The organism is Streptomyces sp. JLBG701 (genome assembly GCF_058544905.1).
In genome coordinates this window covers 10,205,569-10,230,027 of record NZ_CM178588.1, presented here as the reverse complement: position 1 = coordinate 10,230,027, position 24,459 = coordinate 10,205,569, and the positions used below count along the sequence as shown (strand labels likewise).

The 24,459-nt window shown below is 70.3% G+C and carries 16 protein-coding genes and 6 pseudogenes; 14 read left to right on the top strand and 8 right to left on the bottom strand.

What is annotated here, in order from left to right; genetic code table 11:
- The first annotated feature begins 225 nt into the window (after nt 1-225).
- On the top strand, nt 226-1,464 hold the full coding sequence (locus AC5DRG_RS46755) for a cytochrome P450 family protein (protein WP_491806392.1): 1,239 nt from the start codon (nt 226-228) through the stop codon (nt 1,462-1,464).
- Nucleotides 1,465-1,546: 82 nt separating this feature from the next.
- Here AC5DRG_RS46755 and AC5DRG_RS46750 read toward each other — a convergent pair whose 3' ends face one another.
- Nucleotides 1,547-2,020 (bottom strand): hypothetical protein, encoded by a 474-nt coding sequence (locus AC5DRG_RS46750; protein WP_491806391.1) that lies wholly within the window; start codon nt 2,018-2,020, stop codon nt 1,547-1,549.
- 193 nt (nt 2,021-2,213) lie between these two features.
- Here AC5DRG_RS46750 and AC5DRG_RS46745 point away from each other — a divergent pair, with 193 nt between their 5' ends.
- Both AC5DRG_RS46745 and AC5DRG_RS46740 read left to right on the top strand, forming a co-directional pair.
- Nucleotides 2,214-2,681, top strand: a complete 468-nt coding sequence (locus AC5DRG_RS46745) for a DUF1003 domain-containing protein (protein WP_491806390.1) — start codon at nt 2,214-2,216, stop codon at nt 2,679-2,681.
- 101 nt (nt 2,682-2,782) lie between these two features.
- Nucleotides 2,783-3,343 carry an HdeD family acid-resistance protein gene (locus tag AC5DRG_RS46740; protein WP_491806389.1) on the top strand — a complete coding sequence of 187 codons (561 nt, stop codon included), beginning with the start codon at nt 2,783-2,785 and terminating at the stop codon, nt 3,341-3,343.
- Here AC5DRG_RS46740 and AC5DRG_RS46735 read toward each other — a convergent pair.
- Nucleotides 3,333-3,701, bottom strand: a complete 369-nt coding sequence (locus AC5DRG_RS46735; RefSeq protein WP_491806388.1) for a hypothetical protein — start codon at nt 3,699-3,701, stop codon at nt 3,333-3,335. The two genes, AC5DRG_RS46740 and AC5DRG_RS46735, sit on opposite strands and share 11 nt — an antisense overlap.
- An 86-nt stretch (nt 3,702-3,787) precedes the next feature.
- On the opposite strand from AC5DRG_RS46735, the pseudogene AC5DRG_RS46730 reads away from it, so the two are divergent.
- The 5 genes and pseudogenes from AC5DRG_RS46730 to AC5DRG_RS46710 all read left to right on the top strand — a co-directional run.
- A pseudogene (locus AC5DRG_RS46730) lies at nt 3,788-4,357 on the top strand (substrate-binding domain-containing protein); the annotation flags it as partial.
- A gap of 38 nt (nt 4,358-4,395) precedes the next feature.
- A pseudogene (locus AC5DRG_RS46725) lies at nt 4,396-5,485 on the top strand (mandelate racemase/muconate lactonizing enzyme family protein).
- Nucleotides 5,482-6,579: an ABC transporter permease gene (locus AC5DRG_RS46720; RefSeq protein WP_491806387.1), complete on the top strand. Its 1,098-nt coding sequence runs from the start codon at nt 5,482-5,484 to the stop codon at nt 6,577-6,579. Before AC5DRG_RS46725 ends, AC5DRG_RS46720 begins: the two are co-directional and overlap by 4 nt.
- Nucleotides 6,576-6,890: pseudogene (locus AC5DRG_RS46715) on the top strand (ABC transporter permease); the annotation flags it as partial. The gene AC5DRG_RS46720 and the pseudogene AC5DRG_RS46715, both read left to right, overlap by 4 nt.
- Nucleotides 6,878-7,114, top strand: a pseudogene (locus AC5DRG_RS46710) (hypothetical protein); the annotation flags it as partial. The pseudogenes AC5DRG_RS46715 and AC5DRG_RS46710, both read left to right, overlap by 13 nt.
- On the opposite strand, the pseudogene AC5DRG_RS46705 reads toward AC5DRG_RS46710, so the two are convergent.
- Nucleotides 7,068-7,755, bottom strand: a pseudogene (locus AC5DRG_RS46705) (GntR family transcriptional regulator). The pseudogenes AC5DRG_RS46710 and AC5DRG_RS46705 sit on opposite strands and share 47 nt — an antisense overlap.
- Before the next feature lie 198 nt (nt 7,756-7,953).
- Here AC5DRG_RS46705 and AC5DRG_RS46700 point away from each other — a divergent pair.
- Together AC5DRG_RS46700 and AC5DRG_RS46695 are read left to right on the top strand one after the other, a co-directional pair.
- The gene (locus AC5DRG_RS46700; RefSeq protein WP_491806386.1) at nt 7,954-9,720 is read left to right on the top strand and encodes an ABC transporter ATP-binding protein; all 1,767 of its coding nucleotides are present in this window, start codon (nt 7,954-7,956) and stop codon (nt 9,718-9,720) included.
- A complete protein-coding gene (locus AC5DRG_RS46695) occupies nt 9,717-11,456 on the top strand; it encodes an ABC transporter ATP-binding protein (protein WP_491806385.1) in 1,740 nt (579 codons plus the stop codon). The genes AC5DRG_RS46700 and AC5DRG_RS46695 overlap by 4 nt, the downstream gene beginning before the upstream one ends.
- Before the next feature lie 31 nt (nt 11,457-11,487).
- On the opposite strand, the gene AC5DRG_RS46690 is transcribed toward AC5DRG_RS46695, so the two are convergent.
- The 3 genes from AC5DRG_RS46690 to AC5DRG_RS46680 all read right to left on the bottom strand — a co-directional run bounded on the left by AC5DRG_RS46690 (nt 11,488) and on the right by AC5DRG_RS46680 (nt 16,927).
- Nucleotides 11,488-12,708, bottom strand: coding sequence for a glycoside hydrolase family protein (locus AC5DRG_RS46690; protein ID WP_491806384.1), 1,221 nt, complete (start codon nt 12,706-12,708; stop codon nt 11,488-11,490).
- A gap of 159 nt (nt 12,709-12,867) precedes the next feature.
- Nucleotides 12,868-14,016 carry a Glu/Leu/Phe/Val family dehydrogenase gene (locus AC5DRG_RS46685; RefSeq protein WP_491806383.1) on the bottom strand — a complete coding sequence of 383 codons (1,149 nt, stop codon included), beginning with the start codon at nt 14,014-14,016 and terminating at the stop codon, nt 12,868-12,870.
- A complete protein-coding gene (locus AC5DRG_RS46680) occupies nt 14,009-16,927 on the bottom strand; it encodes an FAD-binding and (Fe-S)-binding domain-containing protein (protein ID WP_491806382.1) in 2,919 nt (972 codons plus the stop codon). The genes AC5DRG_RS46685 and AC5DRG_RS46680 overlap by 8 nt, the downstream gene beginning before the upstream one ends.
- 157 nt (nt 16,928-17,084) lie before the next feature.
- Between AC5DRG_RS46680 and AC5DRG_RS46675 the strand changes: the two genes are divergently transcribed.
- Entirely contained in the window at nt 17,085-18,002 is a 918-nt protein-coding gene (locus AC5DRG_RS46675) for a LysR family transcriptional regulator (protein ID WP_491806381.1), read from the top strand.
- A gap of 60 nt (nt 18,003-18,062) precedes the next feature.
- On the opposite strand, the pseudogene AC5DRG_RS46670 reads toward AC5DRG_RS46675, so the two are convergent.
- A pseudogene (locus tag AC5DRG_RS46670) lies at nt 18,063-19,197 on the bottom strand (APC family permease); the annotation flags it as partial.
- Nucleotides 19,198-19,247: 50 nt separating this feature from the next.
- Nucleotides 19,248-20,171 (bottom strand): LysR family transcriptional regulator, encoded by a 924-nt coding sequence (locus AC5DRG_RS46665; protein WP_491806380.1) that lies wholly within the window; start codon nt 20,169-20,171, stop codon nt 19,248-19,250.
- Between the two features lie 120 nt (nt 20,172-20,291).
- On the opposite strand from AC5DRG_RS46665, the gene AC5DRG_RS46660 reads away from it, so the two are divergent.
- Genes AC5DRG_RS46660 through amaB form a run of 3 tightly spaced genes read left to right on the top strand, consistent with a single transcriptional unit; the run spans nt 20,292 to nt 24,444 of the window.
- Nucleotides 20,292-21,491 (top strand): NAD(P)/FAD-dependent oxidoreductase, encoded by a 1,200-nt coding sequence (locus AC5DRG_RS46660; RefSeq protein WP_491806379.1) that lies wholly within the window; start codon nt 20,292-20,294, stop codon nt 21,489-21,491.
- A gap of 26 nt (nt 21,492-21,517) precedes the next feature.
- Nucleotides 21,518-22,915 (top strand): 2-oxoadipate dioxygenase/decarboxylase, encoded by a 1,398-nt coding sequence (hglS, locus tag AC5DRG_RS46655; protein ID WP_491806378.1) that lies wholly within the window; start codon nt 21,518-21,520, stop codon nt 22,913-22,915.
- A complete protein-coding gene (gene amaB, locus AC5DRG_RS46650) occupies nt 22,912-24,444 on the top strand; it encodes an L-piperidine-6-carboxylate dehydrogenase (protein WP_491806377.1) in 1,533 nt (510 codons plus the stop codon). The genes hglS and amaB overlap by 4 nt, the downstream gene beginning before the upstream one ends.
- The last annotated feature ends 15 nt before the right edge of the window (nt 24,445-24,459 follow it).

Here is a 24,459-nt window from a genome sequence, read left to right as displayed (position 1 = left end):
CTGAACAGGATTGCTTGCTTAGGCAAGTAGATTCAACCCCTCATCACCGCGTTGTCAAGCACGATCCCACGCGGAAACAGCAGCGTCCGACTTTCTGCGGGCGGGCCTTTACTCGAATCACCGTGCCTTGACATGCCGTTTCGGCCTGGCAATGCTTGCCGAACAAAGCAATAAGTTCGTACGGCGAGCCGACGCACTGATCCGAGCCACTGGCAGGAGACCTCGATGACCACAGGCAACCGGCACGACGAGGGCGCTGCACTGCGGGCGGTGCTGGAAGGTGCCGCGTTCCAGGCGGATCCGCATGCGGTGCTGCGGCAGTTGACGGATTCCGGAGCCGCGCACCGTTGCGAACCGGGCGGCGCGCCGCCGCAGTTGCTGATCACGGGGTATGAGGCAGCGCGCCAAGTGCTCACGGACCCACGCGTGTCCAAGCGGAGCGAGCGCGCGGGCCTGGAGCCCGGCTGGCTGATGAGCGGTGTCCGGGACGAGGTCGGCGTCGAATACATGCTGACGGTGGACCCGCCCGACCACACCCGTCTCCGCACGCTGGTGGCGCGCGCCTTCACCTCGCAGCAGATCGAGGCTCTCCGGCCCCGCACGAAGGAGATCGCGGGGCGCCTTGTCGACGACGTACTGGCCCAGGAGACACCGGAGTTGATCGACGGCTTCGCCTCCCGGGTCCCCATCGCCGTGATCTGTGAACTGCTCGGGGTGCCGCTGGGCGACTGGGACAGGTTCCGCTGGGCCTCGGAGCAGATCGTGTCCCCGGTCGCCGGTGGGGATCGGGAGGAGGCCTACGTCTGGATGAGCGGGTATCTGGCGGAGCTGATCGCGGGCAAGCGGGCCGACCCGGGACAGGACCTGCTGAGCGTGCTGGCCACGGACACCGACGGCGACCGGCTCACCGACGCGGAACTGGTCGGCATGGCCTTTCTCCTCCTGATCGCCGGGTTCGAGACGACCGCCAACCTCATCGGTGCCGCGCTCCTCGGTCTTGCCCGGCAGCCGGATCTCCTCAAGACACTGCGAGCCGATCCGGGCCTCGTGCCCACCGTGGTGGAGGAGTTCCTCCGCCTGGACGGTCCGGTTGTCACGGCGACCGAACGCTTCGCCATCGAGGACATGCGGGTGGGTGAAGTTCCTGTGCGCCGTGGCGACATGCTGCTGGTGTCCCTCGCCGCGGCGAATCGGGACCCTGCCAAGTTCGATGCGCCGGACTCGTTCCGCCCGGGTCGTTCGGCCGGGCACATCGCCTTCGGACACGGCGTCCATCACTGCCTCGGGGCGCCGCTGGCGAGGATGGAGGCCGAGGTCGCCATCACCACGTTGGTGCGGCGGGTCGAGAGTCTGGCTCTGGCCGTGGACGAGACCGAGCTGGAGTGGTCGCCCGGGCTGTTGATACACGGGGTGCGGCGTCTTCCCGTGTCGGTCGTGGTCTCGGGGCACTCGGCCGACGGGTGACTCGCGGCTGAACGGCCGGGCTGCGGGTCGTAGGCATTGTCCCGCGACCCGCAGCCGCAGGTCAGAAACCGACTACTGCGCCCTACTGCGCCGTGCCGGCCGCGTCGTCCGCCTCCGCCCTCGCCAGCACCGCGTCCAGCGTGGCGTACTCGGCCTCCTCCACGGCCGCGATCGCGAAGTCGATGGCGTCGGCGGCGTAGTCCTCGGCATCGTCGGCGGCGTTTTCCAGGCGCCTCACATCGCGCTCCGCCTTGCGTTCCTCCAGCTTCGTGCGGACCGAGTCCACATGGTCCTGCCAGGAGGTCTGCACCTGGTTCCAGGTTCCGGCGACGTTCTCCTTCGCCCGCTGCCCACTCGCCTGCACCCGCTGCGCGCCCTGCTCGGCCCTGTCCTTCGCGTCGGCCACCGCGGCGGACAGCTTCTGCCGGTCCTCCGCAACAGTCGCCGCCACGGTCCGCTGCGCTTCCTGGGCCTTCTGCGAAAGCTCGGCAAGCGGGCCGGCCGGGCCGTTCGGGGTGGTGGGCGCCTGGTTCTTCTGCGTCGTGAGGTCTGACATGGTGCATCCCTTCGTTGACGTGGCTGACGTCACCCTCCCGCGGCGCCAGCCGGCTCGCTTCGGTCAATCGACTCAATGGACGGCGTAGGGACACGCATGGGGTCTCGTACGCAGTCGATCGACCCAAGGGGGACACTGGCCCGACGCATACGTTGGCGGGCGTCTCTCATGAACAGCGGATCAAGGAGTGGCCATGGCCCCGGGACCCAATGGGTTCGATGTGCATCTTCCGAACGAGCAGGCCGTTCTCGCGCGGATGCGCGGCACCCAGGACCGGGTCGCGGACGCGATCACCGCATTCGCCGGAACGATGGAGTTCGTCTATCTCCACGCGGTGTGGTTCGCGGTCTGGATCGCCGTCAACGAGGGGCTGTTCGGCCACTCCGCGATCTGGGACCCGTATCCCTTCGGCCTGCTCACCATGATCGTCAGCCTTGAGGCGATCTTTCTCTCCACCTTCGTGATGGTGAGTCAGAACCGCCAGGCGCTGCGCGAACAGGTCCGCGCCAACCTGGACTTCGAGACCAACGTCCGTTCCGAGGTGTGGTCGGCGCACATCGGACAGGCCCTCGGAGTCGACGCGAACCAGGTCGAGCAGGAGGTGCGGGCCCTCCTCAAGCAGAACCAGGCGAAGATGAACGGCACCAGCGGGAACGGCTGAGCCGAGGTAGGGATCGCAGTCGGATGACGGATACCTGTCCGAGCCGGCCGTCCCTAGCGTCCGGTGGGGAGAAGACGACACCCTCACCGTGGGAGATCACCATGATCAGTTCGCCCAACGCCCTACTCTGGCGCAGCCTGTTGGCGGTCGCTGTCGGAGTGATCGCCGTGGCCTGGCCCGGCATCACGATCGGCGCTCTTGTCATTCTGTTCGCCGTCTACGCGTTCATGGGCGCGGCGACGGACAGCGCGCGAGCCTTCAGCAGCGACCGGGTGGGCCCGGTCTTCGGCTGGCTGCTGCTCGCCCTGCTGTCGGTCGTCGCCGGTGTGGTCGCACTGGCGTGGCCCGCCATCACGGCCCTCGCCCTGACCATATGGATCGGCGCGTGGGCCCTGACGACGGGCGTCATGGAGATCGCCCTGGCATTCCAGCGCGGCGAAAAGCCGGGCGAGCGCGCACTGTTCGTGCTGACGGGCCTGGTGTCGGTCGTGCTGGCCTTCGTGCTCTTCGCCCGGCCGGACATCGGCGCGGTCACCCTGGCCACCGTCTTCGGGCTGTTCAGCATCTTCTACGGCGCCACGGGCATCGGTGTGTCCTTCCGGGAGCGTCGCGCCCTCAAGGACTTCGGCGGTGCGGAGAGTGGCGTTCGCGTCACTCCATGACCTGCACCACTGCCGTCGCCCCTGCCCGCACGGTCGGCGTGGCGTACGTGTACGTCACGCCGTCGACCGTCTTGGTGCGCACGCGCTGCGGGACGCCGTTGACCGTGATCTTCTTGTGGACCCCCGGGAAACGGGCCTCCCAACTGTAGGCACCGTTACGCGCGTTGTTCGTCAGCGTGGTCTTCGTCGCGCCGTCGTGCCGCACGGTGACCGTGCTCGTACCGATGGGTACGTCGGCCACCTGGAGCCACTTCATGCCGGACGGCAGTCGCGACTGTGTGGTCACGTTGTGGTCCGCCGCGTTCGGTGCGATGCCCATCAGGCCCTCGACGGTCTGGCTGACCAGAGTGAACGACACCCCCGGGTAGTCACCGTTGGGGCCAGCATCTACGTCTCCGCCGACGCCTACCAGTGGTACGAGTCGGGGCCGGTCTCCGACCTCACTGCCCGGCCGGCGGGACCAACGAGGCCGACTTCTGTCTGTCGACGGACGTCGAACTCGCCGCCTACAAGGCCGCGCAGGCCGCCATCGAGGCGATGGGCGGCCAGGGGGCTCAGGTCACCCTGCTCCAGACCATCACCGACATCGACAAGGACCTCCAGACCGCACAGAAGGCGGTCTCCGACCTGCTCGCCGCCAAGGGCACCCAGATCCAGGGCATCGTCTCCACCGCGTACAACCCGGCGGTCGCCGCCGCCGAGGCCGTACAGCAGTCCGGATCGAAGGCGAAGGTCGTGGCCATCGACGACGACGCCAAGATCCTCTCCTCCATCAAGGACGGCTCCGTCACCGCCACGGTCGTACAGAACCCCGTCGGCCAGGCGGAGATCGGCGTCTGGGCCCTCGCTCTGCTGCAGACCAAGCAGTGCACGATGGCGAAGCCCGGACAGATCGTCGACTCCGGTTCCTTCGTCGTCACGAAGGCGAACGTCGCCCACTACGACAGCGCACGGCAGGCCAAGACCGCCGAGCTGAAGAAGCAGTTCGCCGACGAGTACCTCTCCTGCGGCTGAACTCCCGTGCCACGAACGGCGGAAGGCCCCCACACGACATGAGTATCATCACGAACGCCACGGCTCTACTGGCCGACATCGCGGTCGAGACCGACCGCACCGACGCGGTGCAGTCGTTCGTCAAGCAGGAGACGATCCTCGTCCGCCTGACCACGGCGGACGGCCTCGACGCGACCGGCTACGCCTACACGATCGGCACCGGCGGAACCTCCGTACTGGCGCTGCTGCGCGACCACCTCCTGCCGCTCCTCGCCGGGAAGGACGCACGCAACGTCGAAGGGATCTGGCAGGAGTTGTTCGGCCTGACCCGCGCGACGACCACCGGTGCCATCACCTCGCTCGCGCTCGCCGCGATCGACACCGCCCTGTGGGACCTGCGCTGCAAGCGGGCCGGCGAGCCCCTGTGGCGGCTCGCAGGCGGTCACCGACAGCACATCCCGGTGTACGACACCGAGGGCGGCTGGCTCCATCTCAGCACCGAGGACCTGGTCAAGGCGGCCCTCGCCGCGAAGGACGCTCAGTGGGGCCGGCGTCAAGATCAAGGTCGGCAAGCCGCACATCGCGGAGGACGCGGAGCGGCTGCGCGCGGTACGCGAGGCCGTCGGACCGTCGCTGCACATCATGACGGACGCCAACCAGTCTCAGTCGCTGTCCCGCGCCGTTCAACTGGCCGCCGCGCTTGAGCCGTTCGACCCGTACTGGCTCGAAGAGCCCCTGCCCGCCGACGACATCAGCGGCCACGCGACGCTCGCCCGTTCGACCAGGATCCCGATCGCGGTCGGTGAGTCGATGTACGCGCCGATGCAGTTCCGCACCTACTTGGAGACCGGCGCCGCGTCCGTGGTGCAGGTCGATGCCGCCCGGGTCGGCGGCATCACCCCGTGGCTCAAGGTCGCGCACCTGGCGGAGACCTTCAACGTCATGGTCTGCCCGCACTTCCTGATGGAACTGCACGTCAGCCTGGTCGCCGCGGTCAGCAATGGCGCGTATGTGGAGTACATCCCGCAGCTGCGTGCCGTGACCCGCACCGAGTTGACCGTCCGGGACGGTCTGGCCGTGGCACCCGACCGGCCGGGCATCGGCATCGACTGGGACATGGACGCCATCGAGGACCGGAGGGTGTCATGAAGACGCCGGAGGGTGTCGTGGAAACGGCCGTCGCCGAGCCCGACAGCGGGACGGACCGCCCCACCGACGGCACGCGCCCCGCCTACCGGCTGCCGTTCTGGGTCAACCAGCGGCTCGGACTCCTGGTGCTCGTCATCGTGCTCGGCGCCTTCTTCGGTGTCCTGCGGCCGGCGTTCTTCGACGCGCGGCTGGTGCTCTTCCCGCTCCTGCGGGACATCTCGACGCTGACCGTGGTGGCCCTCGCACAGATGGTGGTGCTGTCCGTCGGGCACATGAACCTCGCCGTCGGACGCATGGCCGCCTTCGCCGCCTTCTTCGCCGGGTTCGGCTACGACCGGCTCGGACTGCCGCTCGCGGTGGGACTGTTGGTGTGTCTCGTCGCCGGCTGCATCATCGGGGCGTTGACCGGCTGGATCATCGCCCGCACGGGCGTGAGCTCCTTCGTCGTGACGTTGGCCATGGACTTCGCCCTGCTAAGGCTGGTCTCCCTGCTGTACTCGGCCTTCACCGAGAACGCCGCGTTCACCACCCGGCCCGCCGGACTCGTGGAGCTTCGGTCCTACTCCCTCGCCGACATCTGCGTCGGGCCCGTCTGCGGCTCCCCGGCCGTGCCACAGCTGGCCCAGTTCACCGTGCTGGCCCTCGTCGGCCTCGGCTTCCTCTACGCCCGTACCCGCATGGGACGCGAACTGCTGCTCACCGGCGCGAACCCGGCCGCCGCCGAGCTGTCCGGCATCCCGACGGGCCGCCGGATCGTGCTGGCACACGCGCTGTCCGGACTCCTTGCCGCGCTCGCCGGTTTCATGGCCGCCGCCGGCACGGGCACGTTCAGCGCCTCCATCGGCGACGACTTCATGCTCCCCTCGTTCCTCGGGGCGGTCCTCGGCGGGACCCTGCTCACCGGCGGCGTCGTCTCCGTCATCGGCGCCCTGCTCGGCACCTCCCTCGTCGGCGTGATCCGCAAGGGCCTCGATCTGCTCGGTGTCGGCCTCGAAAGCCTCAACATCTACCTCGGCTGCGTCCTGCTGCTGGCCCTGTCCGCGGACCGGGTACGCACCGTCGTGTCCTATCGCAAGGTGGTGCGCTCCACATGACCACGCTCCACGACCGGGGAACAGCCGCCCTCCCCGCCCTGCGGCGCTTCTCCCGCTCCACGACGATAACGCTGCTGTGTGTGGTCATCGCGGGCTATGTGGCGCTGGGGATCTCCTCGTCCGGTTCCTTCTTCGAGGGCCCGTCCCTGCGTACGTTCCTGCAGTACCTCGCCACGCCGATCCTCATCGGACTGGCCCAGATGGTGGCCCTGTGCTTCGGGCAGCTCAACCTCGCGGTCGGTGCCCTGGGCGGCTTCAGCGCCTGTCTGATGGGTGTGCTGATGGCCGACCGCGGGGTGCCCGCGGCGGTCTGCCCATCCTGCTGATCAGCAGCGACCTGGCGGAGGTGATCACTCTCGCCGACCGGGTCGTCGTCATGGCCGATCACCGCATCCGGGGTGAGGTGGCCAACGACCACGACTACGACCGGATGAGCGGGAGGATCATCCGCATCATCCACGACCGCGCCGTCCCGGTCGTGCTTTCGCCTACGATGGTTCGAACCGGCCGAGTTGGCGTTCCAGACTGCGGGTGAGGTGCTCCGCCATCGCCTCGGCCGCGCGTTCGGCTCGGCGGCGGAGTATCGCTCGTACCACTCGGCCGTGCTCCGCCAGGGTCGGGTCGCCGTCGCTCTGCAGGCTGCTGAGCCGGAAGACGTGCAGGTGGGCGTGGAACCGCTCCACCGCGTCCGCGAGGAGGGGCCGGTGGGCGGCCTCGGCGACGGCGTCGTGGAAACGCTGGTCCAGGGCCGCGAAGTCCCGGTAGGCCGCGTACGTACCGGCGGGGCCGGGGTGGGCCTGCATCGCCTCCAGGATCCCCTCGATGGCGTCGAGTTGGGAGTCGTCGGCGTTGAGAGCGGCCAGGGCCGCGGCTCGCGGCTCGCGGCTCCAGCAGCAGCCGCATCTCGAACAGTTCCTCCACCCCCTGCCGGGTCAGCAACTCGGTCGCCCGGTACCCCGACAGGGAGCGCTTGACGACGAGCCCGTCGGCCTCAAGCCGGGCCAGGGCCTCGCGCACGGGGGTCGGTGAGACGTTGAGCGTGCGGGCCAGGGCTTCGATGCCGACGCGGGCGCCAGAGGCGATGCCGTGGTCCATGACCATGGCCTTGATGTCCTCGTAGACGCTGTCGGACAGCACCTGGCGCACCGACGCCACGGACGAATCGTGTGCCGGCATCCGGGTCTCCTCAGTGCTCTGGGCGCTACCGCGATCAGCAGTTTACCGAGGTGGGACGCCCGCACGGTGGGGGCCGACGCGAACTGACCGGGCGTGACGGAGGGTTCGTAGGAGTACGGGCTTCCCCCATTGGTTAGCTTTGCCTTACTTCTATTGCCCGACCGTCCGCCGGAGAGGCCCAACTTCGTGATCTCACGCATGCGTTCCGCCGATGACGCCGCCCGCGATCTCGCCGAGTTGCAGGCCCCGGTGGTCGGCAGGGTCACCGCTGCCGCGGCTCTGCAGGCGCTCGCCGCCGCGCTGTCCGTAGCGCCGATGGTGGCCGTCGTGGAGATCGGCCGTCGTCTCCTCGACGGCCGGGACGACCATCTGTGGTCCATCGCCTGGATCGCCGTGACCCTGCTGGCCGTACGCCTCCTGCTCTACCTGCTCGCCGGCACGCTCGCCCATCTCGCCGACGCGGAACTCGCCCTCGGCCTGCGGCTCCGGCTGGCGGACCATCTCGCGGTGCTGCCGCTCGGCTGGTTCGCCGGTGGGGTGACGGCCAAGGTGAAGACGACCGTTCAGGACGACGTGGGTGCGCTGCACCACGCCGTCGCGCACGCCCGAGGCGACCTCGCCGCGGCCGTGACCGGGCCCTTGGTCATCGGCGCCTACCTGCTGTGGGCCGACTGGCATCTCGCCCTGCTCACCTTCGCCGTGATCGCGGGGGCGCAAGGTGTGCGCATGCGGATGCAGGCCCGCTCGGCGGAGCCGGTGCAGCGCATCGCCGCCGCGCAGCTCGAACTGACCGCGGCGTCCATCGAGTTGGTGCGCGGGATCAGCGTCGCCAAGGCGTTCGGCGGCGGTGAGACGCCGCGCCGCTTCAGCGAGGCGGCCGCCGCCTATGCGGACGTGAACGACGAGGCGCAACGCCTCTTCGTCCGCCAACGGAGCCTCACCCGGGCGACGGTGGCCCCGGCGACGATCCTGCTGCTGATCACAGGCTGCGGGGTCGGCCTGGTCGCGCTCGCACAGACGGATCCGGTCGACATCCTGGCGTTCACCCTGCTGGGCCTCGGCCTGTTCGAACAGATCACCCCGATCTACGCGGCCCGCTTCCTGAGCCGTACCGCAAAGGCCGCCGCACACCGCATCGCCGGCCTACTGCGCGAACCGGCCCAGGAGTTCACCCGGCATCCGACGGCCCTGCCGCCCCGCGAGCCGGGCACTCCCCCGGTCCTGGAACTCGACGGCGTCCGTTTCGGCTACCCGTCGCAGGAGCACGATCGCGAGCGGCGCGAGGTGCTGCACAACTTGGACGCCGTCTTCGCCCCCGGCACGGTCACGGCCCTGGTCGGCCCCTCGGGCGCGGGCAAGTCCACGCTCGGCATGCTGCTCGCCCGCTTCTACGACGTCACGGGCGGGGCGATCCGCCTCGACGGCGTCGACATCAGGGAGTTGGACCGGGCCGAGCTGTACCGGCACATCGGCTTCCTCTTCCAGGACGTGGTGCTGCTGCGCAGTTCGATACGCGAGAACATCGCGCTGTCGCAGCCCGACGCGAGCGAGGAGGTCGTTCACACCGCGGCGAAGGCCGCCGCCGTGCACGACCGGATCACCGCACTGCCGCGCGGCTACGACTCCGTCGTCGGCGAGGACGCACGCCTGTCCGGTGGCGAGGCCCAGCGCGTGAGCATCGCGCGGACGCTGCTGGCCGGCACACCGATCGTGGTGCTCGACGAGGCGACCGCGTTCGCGGACCCCGAGTCCGAGGCCGCCGTACAGGACGCGCTCGCCGAACTCGCAGGCGGACGCACCCTGTTGGTCATCGCGCACCGGCTGCGGACCATCGCCGCGGCGGACCAGATCCTGGTCCTCGACGACGGCCGGATCAGCGAACGCGGGCGGCACGAGGTCCTACTCGCCGCCGACGGCACGTACGCGCGCATGTGGCGCGCCCAACACGGAGGCAGCACCGCATGATCACTCCGCTTCTGCGGATCACCGGCGGCGCGGGGCGCCCGCTGCTGGTCCGCTTCCTGCTCTCGACCGCCGTGTACGCGATCAGCGAGGGCGTGGCCTTCGGCCTGCTCGTGCCGCTGCTCACCGCGCTGTTGAACGGCCGGACGGCCGAGGCCGGCTGGTGGCTGCTGCCGCTGGCGGGTGCCGTTGTCGTCGGCTGGTTCGCCCACTACGACAAGGAACTGCGCGCTCTGGCGCTCTCCTCCGCCTGGCGCCGCGCCCTGTACGAGCGGATCGGCGCCCACGTGGTCCGGTTGCCGCTCGGCTGGTTCGACGGGACCCGCACGGCGCAGTTGGAGCGCTTGCTCGGTCAGGGCGTCAACACGGTCACGGCCGTCGTGCACCTGGCCCAGACGCTGCTCGGCGCCGTCCTCACTCCCGCCACGATCGTCGTCTTCCTGCTCTGCTACGACTGGCGGGTGGCCGTCGCCGTACTGGTCACGGTCCCGGTGGTGTTGCTGGTGTTCGCCCTGGCCGGGCGGCTCACCGATCGCACGGAGGCGGAGCACGACAAGGCGGCCTCCGAAGCGAGTGCGCGGCTGGTGGAGTTCGCCGGCGCACAGCCCGTGCTGCGCGCCAACGGCCGTGCCACCAGCGGGCACCGGCAGCTGGGCGAGGCGCTCCGCGGCCAGCACCGCGCGGCCCGCCGCGAGGTCTTCGGGGCTCTACCGGGCCTGCACCTCGGCCAGTTGGCGATCCAGCTCGCCTTCACGTCCGTCCTCGTCGTCGGCCTGCTGCTCGCGACCGGCAACGAGATCACCCCGGCACGGATCACCGCGCTGCTGGTGCTCGGCGTGCATTTCCTCCAGCCGCTCGCGCTCATCGCCGCAGCGGCGTCCGCGCTGCGTGCCACCCGCGCCGCGGTGGACCGTATCGACTCCGTGCTCAGCACTCCGCCCCTGCCGGAGCCCGCCAATCCGCACCCCGTCGTCGGCCTCGCGGCGTCAGTCGAACTCGACGGTGTCCGGTTCGGCTACGACGGCTCCGCCACCCCAGTCCTCGACGGACTCGACCTGATGGTTCCGGCCGGGTCGACCACGGCCCTCGTCGGGCCCTCGGGCGCGGGCAAGACCACCGTCACCAAGCTGATCGCCCGCTTCGCCGACGTCGACGCGGGCGCGGTGCGCATCGGTGGCGTGGACGTCCGCGAGCTGGCCGGGAACGACGTGATGAACCTGGTGTCCCTGGTCTTCCAGGACGTACACCTCCTCGACGCCACCATCGAGGAGAACATCCGTCTCGGCCGCCCGGACGCCTCCGACGCCGAGGTCCGCGAAGCCGCCCGGCGGGCCCGGGTCGACACCATCGCCGACCGGCTGCCCGACGGGCTCGCGAGCCGCGTCGGCGAGGGCGGCTCGCTGCTCTCCGGTGGCGAGCGCCAGCGCGTCGCCATCGCGCGTACGTTGCTGAAGGACACCCCGATCGTGCTGCTCGACGAGGCGACATCGGCGCTGGACGCCGAGAACGAGGCCGCGGTCCACGAAGCCCTGCGTGAACTGGGCGCCGGCCGAACCCTGTTGGTGATCGCCCACCGTCTGTCCACCATCGCCGCGGCCGACCGGATCGCCGTGCTGGACGCGGGCCGCATCGTGGAGCAGGGCCGGCACGCCGATCTCCTCGCCGCCGACGGGCGCTACGCCTCCCTGTGGCACGACTACGAACGCGCCCGGGGGTGGCGCCTGACCAACCGCCGCTGAGACGAGCGTGCCGGCGGTCCGCTACCGCTTGTCAGAGTGAGGACAGGTCGATCGCCCGGTCGACATCCTGCGGCTGCAGCACACGCAGGATGCCTTCCAGCAGGTAGTAGTCGGCGTAGGGCAGGGAGATCTCGATGCCGTCCTCGGCCGGGCGGTTGCGGGTGCAGCGGGCCACGACCGCTTCGGCGCGGGACGACTTGTCCGTCAGGCAGGTCCGCGACAGCGCGGTGAGCAGGCGCAGCGCCACCGTGCGGTATTCCTGGCTGCCCGTGGCGGCGGACAGGTCGAGCAGCCCGCAAGCCATGATCGCGCCGGCCGAGGCGTCCTTGATGTCGTACGGCTGCTGCGGCGCCCGGTAATCCCACACGGGCACGTGGTCCGGGCTGAGCGCGCCCACCGCGAAGTCCGCGAGTTTGCGTGCGGTGTCGAGGAATTGGCGGTCGCCGGTGCGGCGGTAGATCGTGGTGAAGCCGTACAGGCCCCATGCCTGCCCCCGGGACCAGCACGAAGTGGGGCTGTAGCCCTGCACGGTGGCCGGTCCGATCGGTGCGCCGGTGGCCGGGTCGAAGTCGTACACGTGCGGGGTCGATCCGTCCGGCCGCGGGAAGACCCGCTGAGCGGTCTTCGCGTGCTCCACGGCGATGTCGAGGTAGGTCTCGTCGCCGCTCTGCCGGGAGGCGAAGGCCAGCAGGTCGAGGTTCATCATCGTGTCGATGATCACCCGGCCCGCGTTGTTCGGGTCGTTCAGCGCACCCCAGGCCCGGATGAAGTGCCCGCGCGGGTTGTACCGCTTGATCAGCGAGTCGGCCGCCTGCAGAGCGCCGGTACCCCATGTCTCGTCGCCGGTCAGGCGCCATGCGGTGACCCATGACGGATAGAACAGGAAGCCGAGGTCGTGCGTGCCGGTGTCGTACTGGCGGGGCGCGAGTTTCTGCGCCGATGCGAGCGCCAGCGTGCGGAACGTGTCGTCCCGGCTGTAGAGCCATGCCATCCACAACGTCCCCGGCCAGAATCCCCCCACCCAGTCGCCGTTTTGGGAGTAGACCCACTTCTCGAACTTCGTTCCGACGGGAAAGGCGCTCACGCCCGGCGCGACGGCACGGAGCTTGCTCACCGCGTAGTCGGCCGCCGCGCGGAGCGTACGTATGGTCTCTGCGGGTGTCGGGTCCGCTGCTGCCTGCGCGGCTTGCATCGATGACGCGGACGCCGCCGCAACACCGACTGCCGTGGTCAACACCGTTCGCCGGCACATCCTCACGGGCGACTTCCTCTCCAACTGGGCAACGTTGCAAGGGAGTTGCAAGAGAGCTCAAGGAGTCTGACACGGCGCTCGCCCGCATGTACACCATCATGAGCGATGTTCATGTCCATGAACTCGCTGCGGTGACGCTTCCCGCGTGGCCCGACGGAGTCAGTCTCGGGGGATGCGCCCCTTGCTCAACATCGCGGTACGGACGCGCTGTTCGGCCAGAGCGCGGCCGGCGGCGTGCGGGGTGACCTCACGGCGCTCGGCCTCGTCGAGGACGGTGACCGTGTTGGACCGCAGCCTGGTCGAGATCGTCTCGAAGATCGCGGTGGTCTCGGGGCGGAATCCGGAGTAGCGGGCGTCCATCGCGAACGCGGCGGCGACCACGCCGCCGGCGTTGGCGACGAAGTCGGGGAGCACCGTGATGCCCCGCTGGGCGAGGATGTTCTGGGCCTCCGGGGACGTGGGCAGGTTCGCGCCCTCCACGACGAGCCTGGCCTTGATCCCGTGCGCGGTGGTGTGGTCGATGACGTCCTGCAGAGCGGCGGGCACCAGGATGTCGCAGTCCACGGTGAGTTCCGCGCCGGGGGCGAGCGCGGCGCCCCGGACATGGCTGGTGACGAAGTGGTCGCCGTGCTCCTCGCGGGCGGCCAGGAGGTCCTCGACGTCGAGGCCGCTGGGGTCGTGCACGGCTCCATGGGCGGTGGAGACCGCCACGACGGTGGCACCGAGCTCGGCGAACCGCCGGGCGGCCGCGCTGCCGACGGCGCCGAAGCCCTGGATGGCGACGCGGGCACCGGTCAGCGGCAGGCCCAGGCGCTGGGCCGCGGCGTCGGTGGACTCGGCGACCCCGTAGCCGGTGACGCCGAGCTTGTCGTACGCCACACCGCCGAGGTGCTCGGGGGTGCCGACGGCTGCCCCGCGGTCGCCCAACTCGTCCTGGATGATGGCCGCGTCGCTCTCGGTCAGCCCCATGTCCAGCCCCATCACGTACTCGCGGGGCACCTCGTTGGACAACGCCCGCGCGAACGCACGCAGGATCGCCTCCTTGTCGCGGGAGGCGGGGTCGGCGACGATGCCGGCCTTGGCACCGCCGTAGAAGAGGTCGACGCTCGCCCACTTCCACGTCATGACGCGGGCGAGGCGGGCCACTTCGCCGACGGTCACGGTGGGGCTCATACGGGTTCCGCCCTTGCCCATGCCCCGGGCCGTGTTGTCGATGACCAGGACGCCTTTCATGCCCATACGCCGGTGCGAGACGACGACGATCTTCTCGGGGCCCCAGTCGTCGACGAGGGAGAGTGCGTCAGTCACAGGTGGGTTCCTTGTCAGTAGAGGGAGGCAGGGCGCGGGCGATGAGCTGTGCGAGGTGGGTGCCGGTGCGGTCGGTCCGCTGGGCGATCTGGGTGCGGCAGCTGAAGCCGTCGGCGAGGACGTGGGTGTCGGGGGCGGCGTCGCGCACGGCGGGGAGCAGGACCTGTTCGCCCGCGGCGACGGAGACGTCGTAGTGGCCGCGTTCGAAGCCGAAGTTGCCGGCCAGGCCGCAACACCCCGATGCGAGCGTGGTGTTGTCGACGCCCATGCGGTGCAGGAGCCGGCTGTCGGCGTCGAAGCCGGACGTCGCGTGCTGGTGGCAGTGCGTCTGGCTGATCGAGTGGGCGTCGATGCGCGGGGGTTGCCAGTCGGGTGCGTGCCGGCCTAGGAGTTCGGCGAGTGTGACGGTGGCTCCGGCCAGGGCGCGGGCACGGTCGTCGCCGTCCAGCAGTTCGGGCAGGTCGGTCTTGAGGGCCGCTGTGCAGCTGGGTTCTAGACCGACGACCGGAGTTCCCGAATCGGCGGCTGAGGCAAGGGCGTTGACGGTGCGCCGCGCGATGCGTCGGGCGATGCCCAGCTGGCCGGTGGTGATCCAGGTCAGTCCGCAGCACTGGGTGCCGTCGGGGACCTGGACCCGGAAACCGGCGTCCTCCAGTACCGCGACCCCGGCTTCGAGGACCTCGGGTGTGAAGTGGTTGTTGAAGGAGTCGACCCACAGCATGACCGGGCCCCGGTGACCGTCCCCCTTCGGTGTGCGGCGGCGGAACCGGGCGAGGAAGGTCTCGTCGGCGAAGCGCGGGATCTCGCGCTGGGCGGCGATGCCGCCGAGCCGCTTGAGGAGCGGGGCCAGTCGGGAGGAGGTCAGGGCGTTGACCAGGCGTGGCATCCGGCCGGCGGCGCGGGACAGCAGTGGCAGCCAGCCCATCGTGTAGTGGGAGGCGGGCCGGATGCGCCCCTTGTAGTGGTGGTGCAGGAACTCCGATTTGTACGTGGCCACGTCCACGCCGACCGGGCAGTCGGCGCTGCACCCCTTGCAGGACAGGCACAGGTCGAGGGCGTCGCGGACCTCGGTGGAACGCCAGCCGTCGGTGATCACCTCGCCCTGCGTCATCTCGTACAACAGGCGTGCCCGGCCTCGGGTGGAGTCCTTCTCGTCCAGCGTGACTCGGTAACTGGGGCACATGACGTCGCCGCGATGGGCGGCGGTACGGCACTTGCCGACGCCCACGCAGCGGCGGGTGGCCTTGGCGAAGTCGCCGTCGTCGGCGTGGAAGGGGAAGACGGTGGTGAGGGGCAGCTGGGTGCGGTGCGGGCTGACTCGCAGGTTGCCGTCGACGGGCAGGGGCCGCACGATCATGCCGGGGTTCAGGCCGTTGTCGGGGTCCCAGATCTCCTTGAACTCCTCGAACAGGGCGATGACTTCGGGCCCGTACATCAGCGGCAGCAACTCGGAGCGGGCCTGGCCGTCGCCGTGTTCCCCGGACAGCGAGCCGCCGTGCGCGGTGACGAGCTTGGCGGCGTCGGTGACGAAGGCGCGGAAGACGGCGGTGCCCTGCTCGGTGGTGAAGTCGAAGTCGATACGGACGTGCAGGCAGCCCTCGCCGAAGTGGCCGTAGACCGCGCCCCGCAGGTCGTGCTGTTCCAGCAGGCGGGTGAACTGGTGGAGGTAGGAGCCGAGTTGGTCGGGTGGGACGGCCGCGTCCTCCCAACCGGGCCAGGCTTCCGAGCCGTCGGGCAGACGCGTTGCCAGACCCGCTCCGTCCTCACGGATCCGCCACAGCTTCCGCGCTCGTGCGGGATCGGTGACGATCTCGCTGCCGGTGAAGCCTGTCGCATGCCCGGCGGTCTCGGCGAGTTCCGTGGCACGGAGGGGCAACTCGTCGGCCGTACCGCCGAGTTCGGCGAAGAGCCAGGCCTGGGCGGTGGGCAGGCCGTCGATCGCGGCGCGGGTCTCGGAGCGGGTGACGATGTCGGTCAGTGCCTGGTCGAGTCCCTCCAGTGCCAGCAACTGGTGCTCCAGCAGGGCGGGTACGGCGTCGGCCGCGGCGCCGGCGTCCTGGAAGCCGAGGACGACCAGAGCCCGGGCGGGGGGCGGGGTGATCAGGCGGACGGTCGCCGTAAGGACGACGGCGAGGGTGCCCTCGCTGCCGACCAGAGCTCGGGCGAGGTTGAAGCGGCGTTCGGGGAGCAGGTGCTCCAGCGCGTAGCCGGAGACCTGCCGCGGGAACCGGCCCAGCTTCGTGCGCAGCGCCGCGAGGTTGTTCTGGGCGAGCCGGTGCAGGGACGCGATCAGCTGTCCGCGGTCGTCGCCGGCGGCGATAGCCTCGTCGATCTCCCGTTGGGTCATCTCGCCGAGCCGGACCACTGTGCCCCGGTAGGTGACCACTTCGAGTTCCAGGATGTTGTCGGCGGTGCGTCCCCAGGCCAGGGAGTGTGATCCGCAGGCGTTGTTGCCGATCATGCCGCCGAGCGTGCAGCGGCTGTGGGTGGAGGGGTCGGCGCCGAAGAGGAGGCCGTGGGCGGAGGCCGCGCTCTGCAGGTCGTCCAGGACGATGCCCGGCTGCACCGTGGCGGTCCCCGCCTGCGGATCGAGGGCGAGCAGCCGGTTGAAGTGGCGGGAGAAGTCGAGCACCACGCCCGCTCCCACCGCCTGTCCGGAGGTGCTGGTGCCCGCCCCGCGCGAGGTGACCGGCACGCCCAGGCTGCGGCACACGGCGAGGGCGTTGAGGATGTGACGCCGCTCGCGGGGAAAGACCACGGCGAGCGGGATCCGACGATAGTTGGAGGCGTCGGCCGAGTACTGGGCCCGGCGTCCGGCGTCACCGGCGACCTCTCCGCAGTCCCCTCCGGCGAGGGCCGCGGCCACAGCCGCCGCATCGAGGCTGCCGCGGCCCGGCGCTGTCGTGGTCACTGTGCTCGCTCCTCCATGCTCACCGGGCTCGTTCGCCCTGGTCTCCCCCACGATGCGGGCCGGGCGGTGCCGCCACAAGGGACAGCAGAACGAAAGAATTGACGCTTCAGGGCAAGAAATGCTTAGGCTTGTTCTCCCGTGTTTCCGCGAGGAGTCCGTGTTGCTGAAGCCACTGCACCTGCTCACACTGAAGGCCGTCGTCCGCAGCGGGTCGTTCGCGATCGCGGCCCGCGATCTCGGCTACACCGCGTCCGCGATCTCCCAGCAGATCTCCGCCCTGGAGAAGGACACCGGCCTTGTCCTGTTCGAGCGCGAGGCCCATGGGATCCGTCCGACTGCCGCCGCCCACCGCCTGGTCGACCTCAGCGATCGTGTACTGGCCGCCCTGGACGATCTGGGCCAGCACGTACAGGAGCTGGCCACCGGCGTCACCGGCCGACTGAGGCTCGGCAGCTTCCCCACCGCCGGCGTCAGGCTCGTACCGTCCGCACTGTCCGCGTTCGCCGAGAGCCATCCCCGGGCCCAGATCCAGTTGGAGGAGGGCGAGCCCGAGGAACTGGTCGCCGCACTCGGCGACGGCGACCTGGACGTCGCCCTGGTGTACGAGTACGGACTCAGCCCCCACCCCTGGCCCGACGGTCTCACCCACCACCTGCTGCTGAGGGAGGACCTCGTGCTGCTCCGCGCCCGTGGCAGCGGCCTGAGCGCGCAACTCCCCCACCTGTCCCGGGCCCGCTGGATCACCAGCCGGGAGGGCACCGCCGGCGCCCGGTCGACCGTACGGCTGTGTGCGGCGGCCGGGTTCGAGGCCGCGGTCGCCTTTCGCAGCAACAACTACGACGTCGTACGGGAGTTGGTGTCCGCGGGACTCGGCGTGGCGGTGGTCCCGGCGCTAGGTCACGCGCCGAAGGACACGATCGAGGCGACCCGGGTCACCCAGCGGTCCGCACACCGCACGGTGATGGCGCTGCACCGCAGCGAGAACAGCAATCCGCTGCTGGCGGCGATGCTGGACTCGCTGCGGCGGGCGGTGCCTGTCGACGAGCCGTTCCTGTACCCGACCGAGCCCGTGTGACCGGCCGAGCCCGTCAGGGGCACGGGGAACTGCGCGACCAGCCCCCACCGGCCCGCACACTCATTGCCGCGCTTCCAGCGGAGCTCGGGGCTCCTGGTCGTCCGAGTCCGACATCTCGTTGAGGGCGTCGAGGTCGACCGAGCCGCCCGGCATGACCGTCCGGGTGCGCCGGTAGCCGTAGAAGGCGTAGATGAGCAGGCCCACGACCAGCCAGACTCCCAGCCGCGCCCAGGTCTCCCACTTCAGGAACGACATGAGCCAGACGGAGAAGATCATGCCGAGGATCGGCACGAACGGCATACCCGGGCAGCGGAAGCCGCGCTTGAGGCCAGGCTTCTTGTAACGCAGGATCAGGACGGCCGCGGAGACGACCACGAAGGCCAACAGGACGCCGATGTTGGTGAGTTCGGCCACGGCGTTGATGGGCAGCACACCCGCCAGCACCGCGGAGACGACGCCGATGACCCAGGTCGCGCGGTGCGGGACCTTGCGCTTGGGGTGGATGGCGCCGAACCAGGCCGGCATCAGGCCGTCCCGGCTGAGGGCGTACCACAGGCGGGAGGCGCCCATCATGAAGGAGAAGGTCACGGTGACGATGCCGATGACTGCGCCGACCGCGATGAGGTTGGCGAACCCGTTCAGCCCGACGCTCGCGAAGGCGCTGGAGATGCCGCTGCTCGGGTTGAGCTCCGTGCAGTTCTGGATGCCGGTGAGCACGATGCAGACCAGGACGTACAGGCCCATGGAGACCGCCAGCGAGATCATCATCGCCTTCGGCAGCTTCTTGCGGGCCTCCACCGACTCCTCGGCGGCGGTGCTGAGCGCGTCGTAGCCGAAGACCGCGAAGAAGACTCGCCGCGCCGGTGAACGCCCCGTTCAGACCGAAGGGCGCGAAGGGCGACAGGTTGTCGGTGTTGACCTTGGTGAAGCCGACCACGATCACCAGCAGCACGATGGCGATCTTGACGATGGTCAGCACCGTCTCCACCCGGGCCGACGTGCGAGTGCCGCGGGTCAGCAGCCAGGCCACCCCGAGGCAGATCAGGATGGCGAGCAGGTCGACCTTGTGACCGGCTCCGGTGCCGGAGGCACCCAGCGCCCAGGTCGGCAGGTCGATACCGACCGCGTCAAGGAGGAACCCGAGGTAGCCGGACATGCCGATCGCGACGACGGCGACGATGGCCGTGTACTCCACGCGGAAGGGCGGATTTCGGGGTGGGTTCGGAGGACATCGCTCGCTCCCTGTCAGGCAACGGCGGCCCGCCGGGCCGCTGTCGTGGCGGCGACCGCCCGCAGGACGTCGATGAGCGCCGCCACCGTGGGCCGGCGCTCCGCGGACGAGCGGAACACCACCACGATGTGCCGCTCGATCGTCTCGCGCAGCCGCACCACGTCGAAGCGTGAGGCGCGCAGTCTGAGCATCAGATCCGTCACCGTGCTCACCCCGATGCCCGCCTCGACCAGTGCCAGGGTGGCCGCGGTGTCGGTCACCTCGTGCCGTACGTCGGGCTCGACGCCAGCCCGTCGGCAGGCGGTGCGCACGGCGCGGCCGTAGTAGCTGTCGGCCCACGGCAGGATCCAGCGCAGATGCTGGGTGTCGGCCAGGGAGATCTCCTCGCTGCCGCCCATCGACCCGGTGGGCACGGCGAGGGAGAACCGCTCCCGGTACAGCTGGGTCACCCGCAGGGCGGGGTCGCGTGGGATGGGTACGTCGGGGTAGTCGAGGCCGAGCGCCAGGTCCACGGCGCCGGAGGCGACGGCGTCGTAAACCTCGTCCACGTCCATGTCGCGGCTGCGCACGTCGAGCCCGGGATGGGCCTCGTGGACGCGGCCCAGGGCGAGCGGCAGGATCTCGGCGGCGGCCGTGGCGAACAGGCCGACCCGCAGCACGCCGGAGACCTCCCCCCGGCTGCGCTCCAGCGCCTCCACGGCCTCGGCCTCCGTGGACAGGATCCGCTCGGCGTGCAGGGCCAGCGTCCTCCCGGCGTCGGTCAGCTCCACCCGCCGGCCCACCCGCCGCAGCAGCTCCATGCCGGTGGCCTTCTCCAGCGCGGCGATCTGCTGGGAGACCCCGCCGGGGGTGTAGCCGAGGGCCTGGGCCACCGCGGTGATGGTGCCGCGCCGGGTCAGCTCGACCAGGGAACGCAGCTGGGAACTCGTCCAGTCCATATAGAGAATCTAATAGATCAGGTGCACGAAGTGTTCATAGACGTCAACGGTTTGGTTGCGTCACGATGACGGGCAGCTAGCTGATCAGCGTCTTTCTCCCTCCCTCTGGAAGGACGGCCCTTGTCCAGCTCCTCCCCCTCCCCCTCCTCTCCCTCTCCCGCCTTCCACACGGTTCCGCCCAGCGCCGATGTCGTCATCATCGGCGGTGGGGTGATGGGTGCCAGCATCGCCTTCCACCTCGCCGAGGCGGGGGTCACCGACGTCGTCGTGGTCGAGCGCGGCGAGCTGTGCAGCGGCAGCTCGGGCAAACCGATCGGCGGTGTGCGCGCCCAGTTCTCCGACCCGCTCAACATCGAACTGGGCGACCGGAGTCTGCGCGCCTTCCAGGACTTCCCGCACCGCCCGGGCGCCGACATCCGCCTCGACAGCGTCGGCTACCTCTTCCTGCTCACCACCGAACAGCAGGCCGAGGACTTCGAGGCGAGTGTCGGGATCCAGAACGGTCTGGGCGTCCCCACCCGAATGATCGGCCCGGACGAGGCACACCGCCTCTGCCCCTACATCAGCACCGACGGCCTCCTTGCCGCCGCCTTCTCCCCCACCGACGGCCACGCCCGGCCCGCAATGGTCGTGCAGGGATACGCCGACGCCGCGGCCCGGGCGGGCGTCACCTTCGCCACCCACACGAGCGTGACCGGCATCGACACCGCCGGCGACCGGGTCACCGCGGTCCACACCGACCGCGGGCGCATCGCCTGCTCCACCGTCATCTGTACGGCGGGCGCCTGGTCCGCCCGGATCGGCGCCATGGCCGGCGTCGACCTGCCGGTGCGGCCGGTGCGCCGCCAGCTCGCCTTCACCACGCCGCTCACTCCCCCGGCGCCGCGCATCCCCTTCACCATCGACTTCGCGTCGTCGGCCTACTTCCACAACAGCGACGACGGCCTGCTGTTCGGCCTCGCCGACCCCGCCCAGCCGGACGGCTTCGACACCGCCTGGACCCCGGAGTGGCTGGAGCTCTTCCGGGACGTCGCCCGGAACCGGGCCCCCGCACTGGCCGACATGGCGATCGCCGACGGCTGGGCCGGCCTGTACGAGGTCACCCCCGACCACAACGCGCTGATCGGACGCTCCGGCGAGCTGCCCAACTTCCTCTACGCCACCGGGTTTTCGGGCCACGGCTTCCTGCAGGCCCCCGCCGTCGGCGAGATCGTGCGCGACCTCCACCTCGGCCGCGAACCCTTCGTCGACATCTCCCCGCTGAGCGCCGACCGCTTCCGGTCGGGAGCCGAGATCCGTCCCGAAGCCCACGTGGTGTGAACTCCCCGACAGGAAGGGCCACTTAGATGATCAGCCAGTGGCAACTGCGCGCCGCCTTCGCCGCGCGGCTCTCGGACATGTACGGCCGTGAAGTCCCCGCCTACACCACGCTCGTGGACGTCTCGCGCGAGGTCAACGAGGACGTCCTGCGCGCCCAGGGCGACGACGCCGAACGCCTCGGCTCCATCAACCGGGTCACCGCGGAACGCCACGGCGCCATCCGCGTCGGCACTCCCGCCGAACTGGCCCAGGTGGCCCGCGTGTTCGGCGCCCTGGGCATGCGCCCGGTCGGCTTCTACGACCTGCGCGAGGCCGCCGCCAGCGCGGTGCCTGTCGTGTCGACCGCGTTCCGTCCCGTCGACGGGGAGGAGCTGGCCCGCAACCCCTTCCGCGTCTTCACGTCCATGCTCACCCCCGCGGACCCGCGCTTCTTCGACGCCGATCTGCGCGCCCGCCTGGAGACGTTCCTCGCCGGCCGCGAACTGTTCCCGCCGGAGCTGCTGGCCCTGGCCGACCGGGTGGAGGCGGAGCAGGAACTACCCGATCAGGATGCCGAGCTCTTCCTCCAACTGGCCGTCTCCACCTTCGAGTTGTCGACGGAACCCATCGACAAGTCCTGGTACGAGACCCTGGAGCGGGTCTCCGCCGTCGCCGCGGACATCGGCGGCGTCCGCAGCACCCACATCAACCACCTCACCCCGCGCGTCCTGGACATCGACGAGCTGTACCGCCGTATGACCGAGCGCGGCGTCGAGATGATCGACACCATCCAGGGACCCCCCAAGTGGAAGGGCCCCGACCTGCTGCTGCGCCAGACGTCCTTCCGGGCCCTGGCCGAACCCCGCGCCCTGCGCACCCCGGACGGCGAAGTCACCAGCGGCGCCCTGCGCGTACGGTTCGGCGAGGTCGAGGCCCGCGGTATCGCCGTAACCAGAGAGGGCCGCGCGCTCTACGACCGTCTGCTCACCCTCGTAGACCAGCAGGCGACCGCACACCCCGGTGCCGACCGGAGCGAACTCGCCCGCACCCTCTGGGCGGAGCATGTCCCCGGCACCGAACGCGAGCTCGCCGCCCAGGAGTTGGCGTACTTCACCTACAGCCTGGCACCCGACCGGCCGCGCGACGGCAGCCGCCCGCCCGAGACCCTCGGCGACCTGCTGACCCAGGGCTGGGTACGGGCCGAGCCCATCGTCTACGAGGACTTCCTGCCCCGCTCGGCGGCGGGCATCTTCCAGTCCAACCTCAGCGACGCGGGCTCCCGGGACAACGAACAGCAAGGCGCCGCCTACGACAGCGACTGGCTCTCCGGCGCCATCGACCGCGAAGTCCTCGACCCCTTCGCCCTGTACGAGCGGCAACAGAACGAGTCCCTGGCCCAGGTCGCCGGGGAACTGCACCTCACCACCCTCAAGGGAGCATCATGACCGGCACGACCGCCCTGCCCACCACCGAGGACCTGCGCGCCCGCGCCCTGGAGAGCCTGGAGCGCATCGGCGCGAGCGTGACGGAGGGCACCGACTTCCAGGCCCGTACGCCGATCACCGGCGAGGACCTGTTCGGCCTGGCCGCCGCGACCGCCGCTGATGTCGAGGAGGCTCTCGCCGCCACCAGCGAGGCGTTCCTCACCTGGCGCAGCACACCGGCTCCCCGACGCGGCGAACTCGTGCGCCGCCTGGGCGAGTTGCTGCGCGAGCACAAGAGCGACCTCGCCGACCTCATCACCATCGAGGCGGGCAAGATCCGCTCGGAGGCGCTCGGCGAGGTCCAGGAGATGATCGACATCTGCGAGTTCGCGGTCGGTCTGTCCCGGCAGCTCTACGGCCGCACCATCGCCTCCGAGCGCCCCGGCCACCGTCTCGCCGAGACCTGGCACCCGCTCGGGGTCGTCGGTGTCATCTCCGCGTTCAACTTCCCGGCGGCGGTGTGGTCGTGGAACACGGCCGTGGCGCTGGTCTGCGGTGACACGGTGATCTGGAAGCCGTCCGAGCTGACCCCGCTGATCTCCGTGGCCTGCGACCGACTGCTGACCCAGGCGGTCCAAGAGGTCGGCGCTCCCCGCGACGTACACCGCCTCCTCCTCGGCGATCGCGCCATCGGCGAGAAGCTCGTGGACGACCCGCGCGTCGCCCTCGTCAGCGCCACCGGCTCCACCCGCATGGGCCGCGAGGTCGGCCCCCGGGTCGCGGCCCGCTTCGGGCGCACCCTGCTGGAGCTCGGCGGCAACAACGCCGCCGTCGTCGCGCCCTCGGCCGACCTCGACCTCGCTGTCCAGGGCATCGTGTTCGCCGCGGCGGGTACGGCGGGGCAGCGCTGCACCACGCTGCGCCGCCTCATCGTCCACCGCGACATCGCGGACACGCTCGTCGCCCGCCTGACGGCCGCGTACGCCAAGCTCCCCATCGGCGACCCGTTCGACGAAGGCACCCTGGTCGGCCCCCTCATCTCCACCACCGCGTTCGACGCCATGCAGGACTCGGTCGCCCGCGCGCAGGCGCAGGGCGGCAAGGTCCTCGTGGGCGGCGGCCGCCGCCTGGCCGAGACCGCGCCGGGGGCCGCGTACGCCGAGCCGGTCATCGTCCGCGTCGACGAACAGACCGACGTCGTACGGCAGGAGACCTTCGCGCCGATCCTCTACGTCCTGACCTACGACACGCTTGAGGAGGCCGTCGCCCTGCACAACGACGTCCCGCAGGGCCTGTCCTCCAGCATCTTCACCCGCGACCAGCAGGAAGCCGAGCTCTTCCTCTCCGCCGAGGGCTCCGACTGCGGTATCGCCAACGTCAACATCGGCACCTCCGGAGCGGAGATCGGCGGCGCCTTCGGCGGTGAGAAGGAGACCGGCGGCGGTCGCGAGTCGGGCTCCGACGCCTGGCGCGCATACATGCGGTCGGCCACCAACACCATCAACTACTCCAGCCGCCTCGCCCTGGCCCAGAACGTCAGCTTCCTCTGAACAGCAAAGCAAACG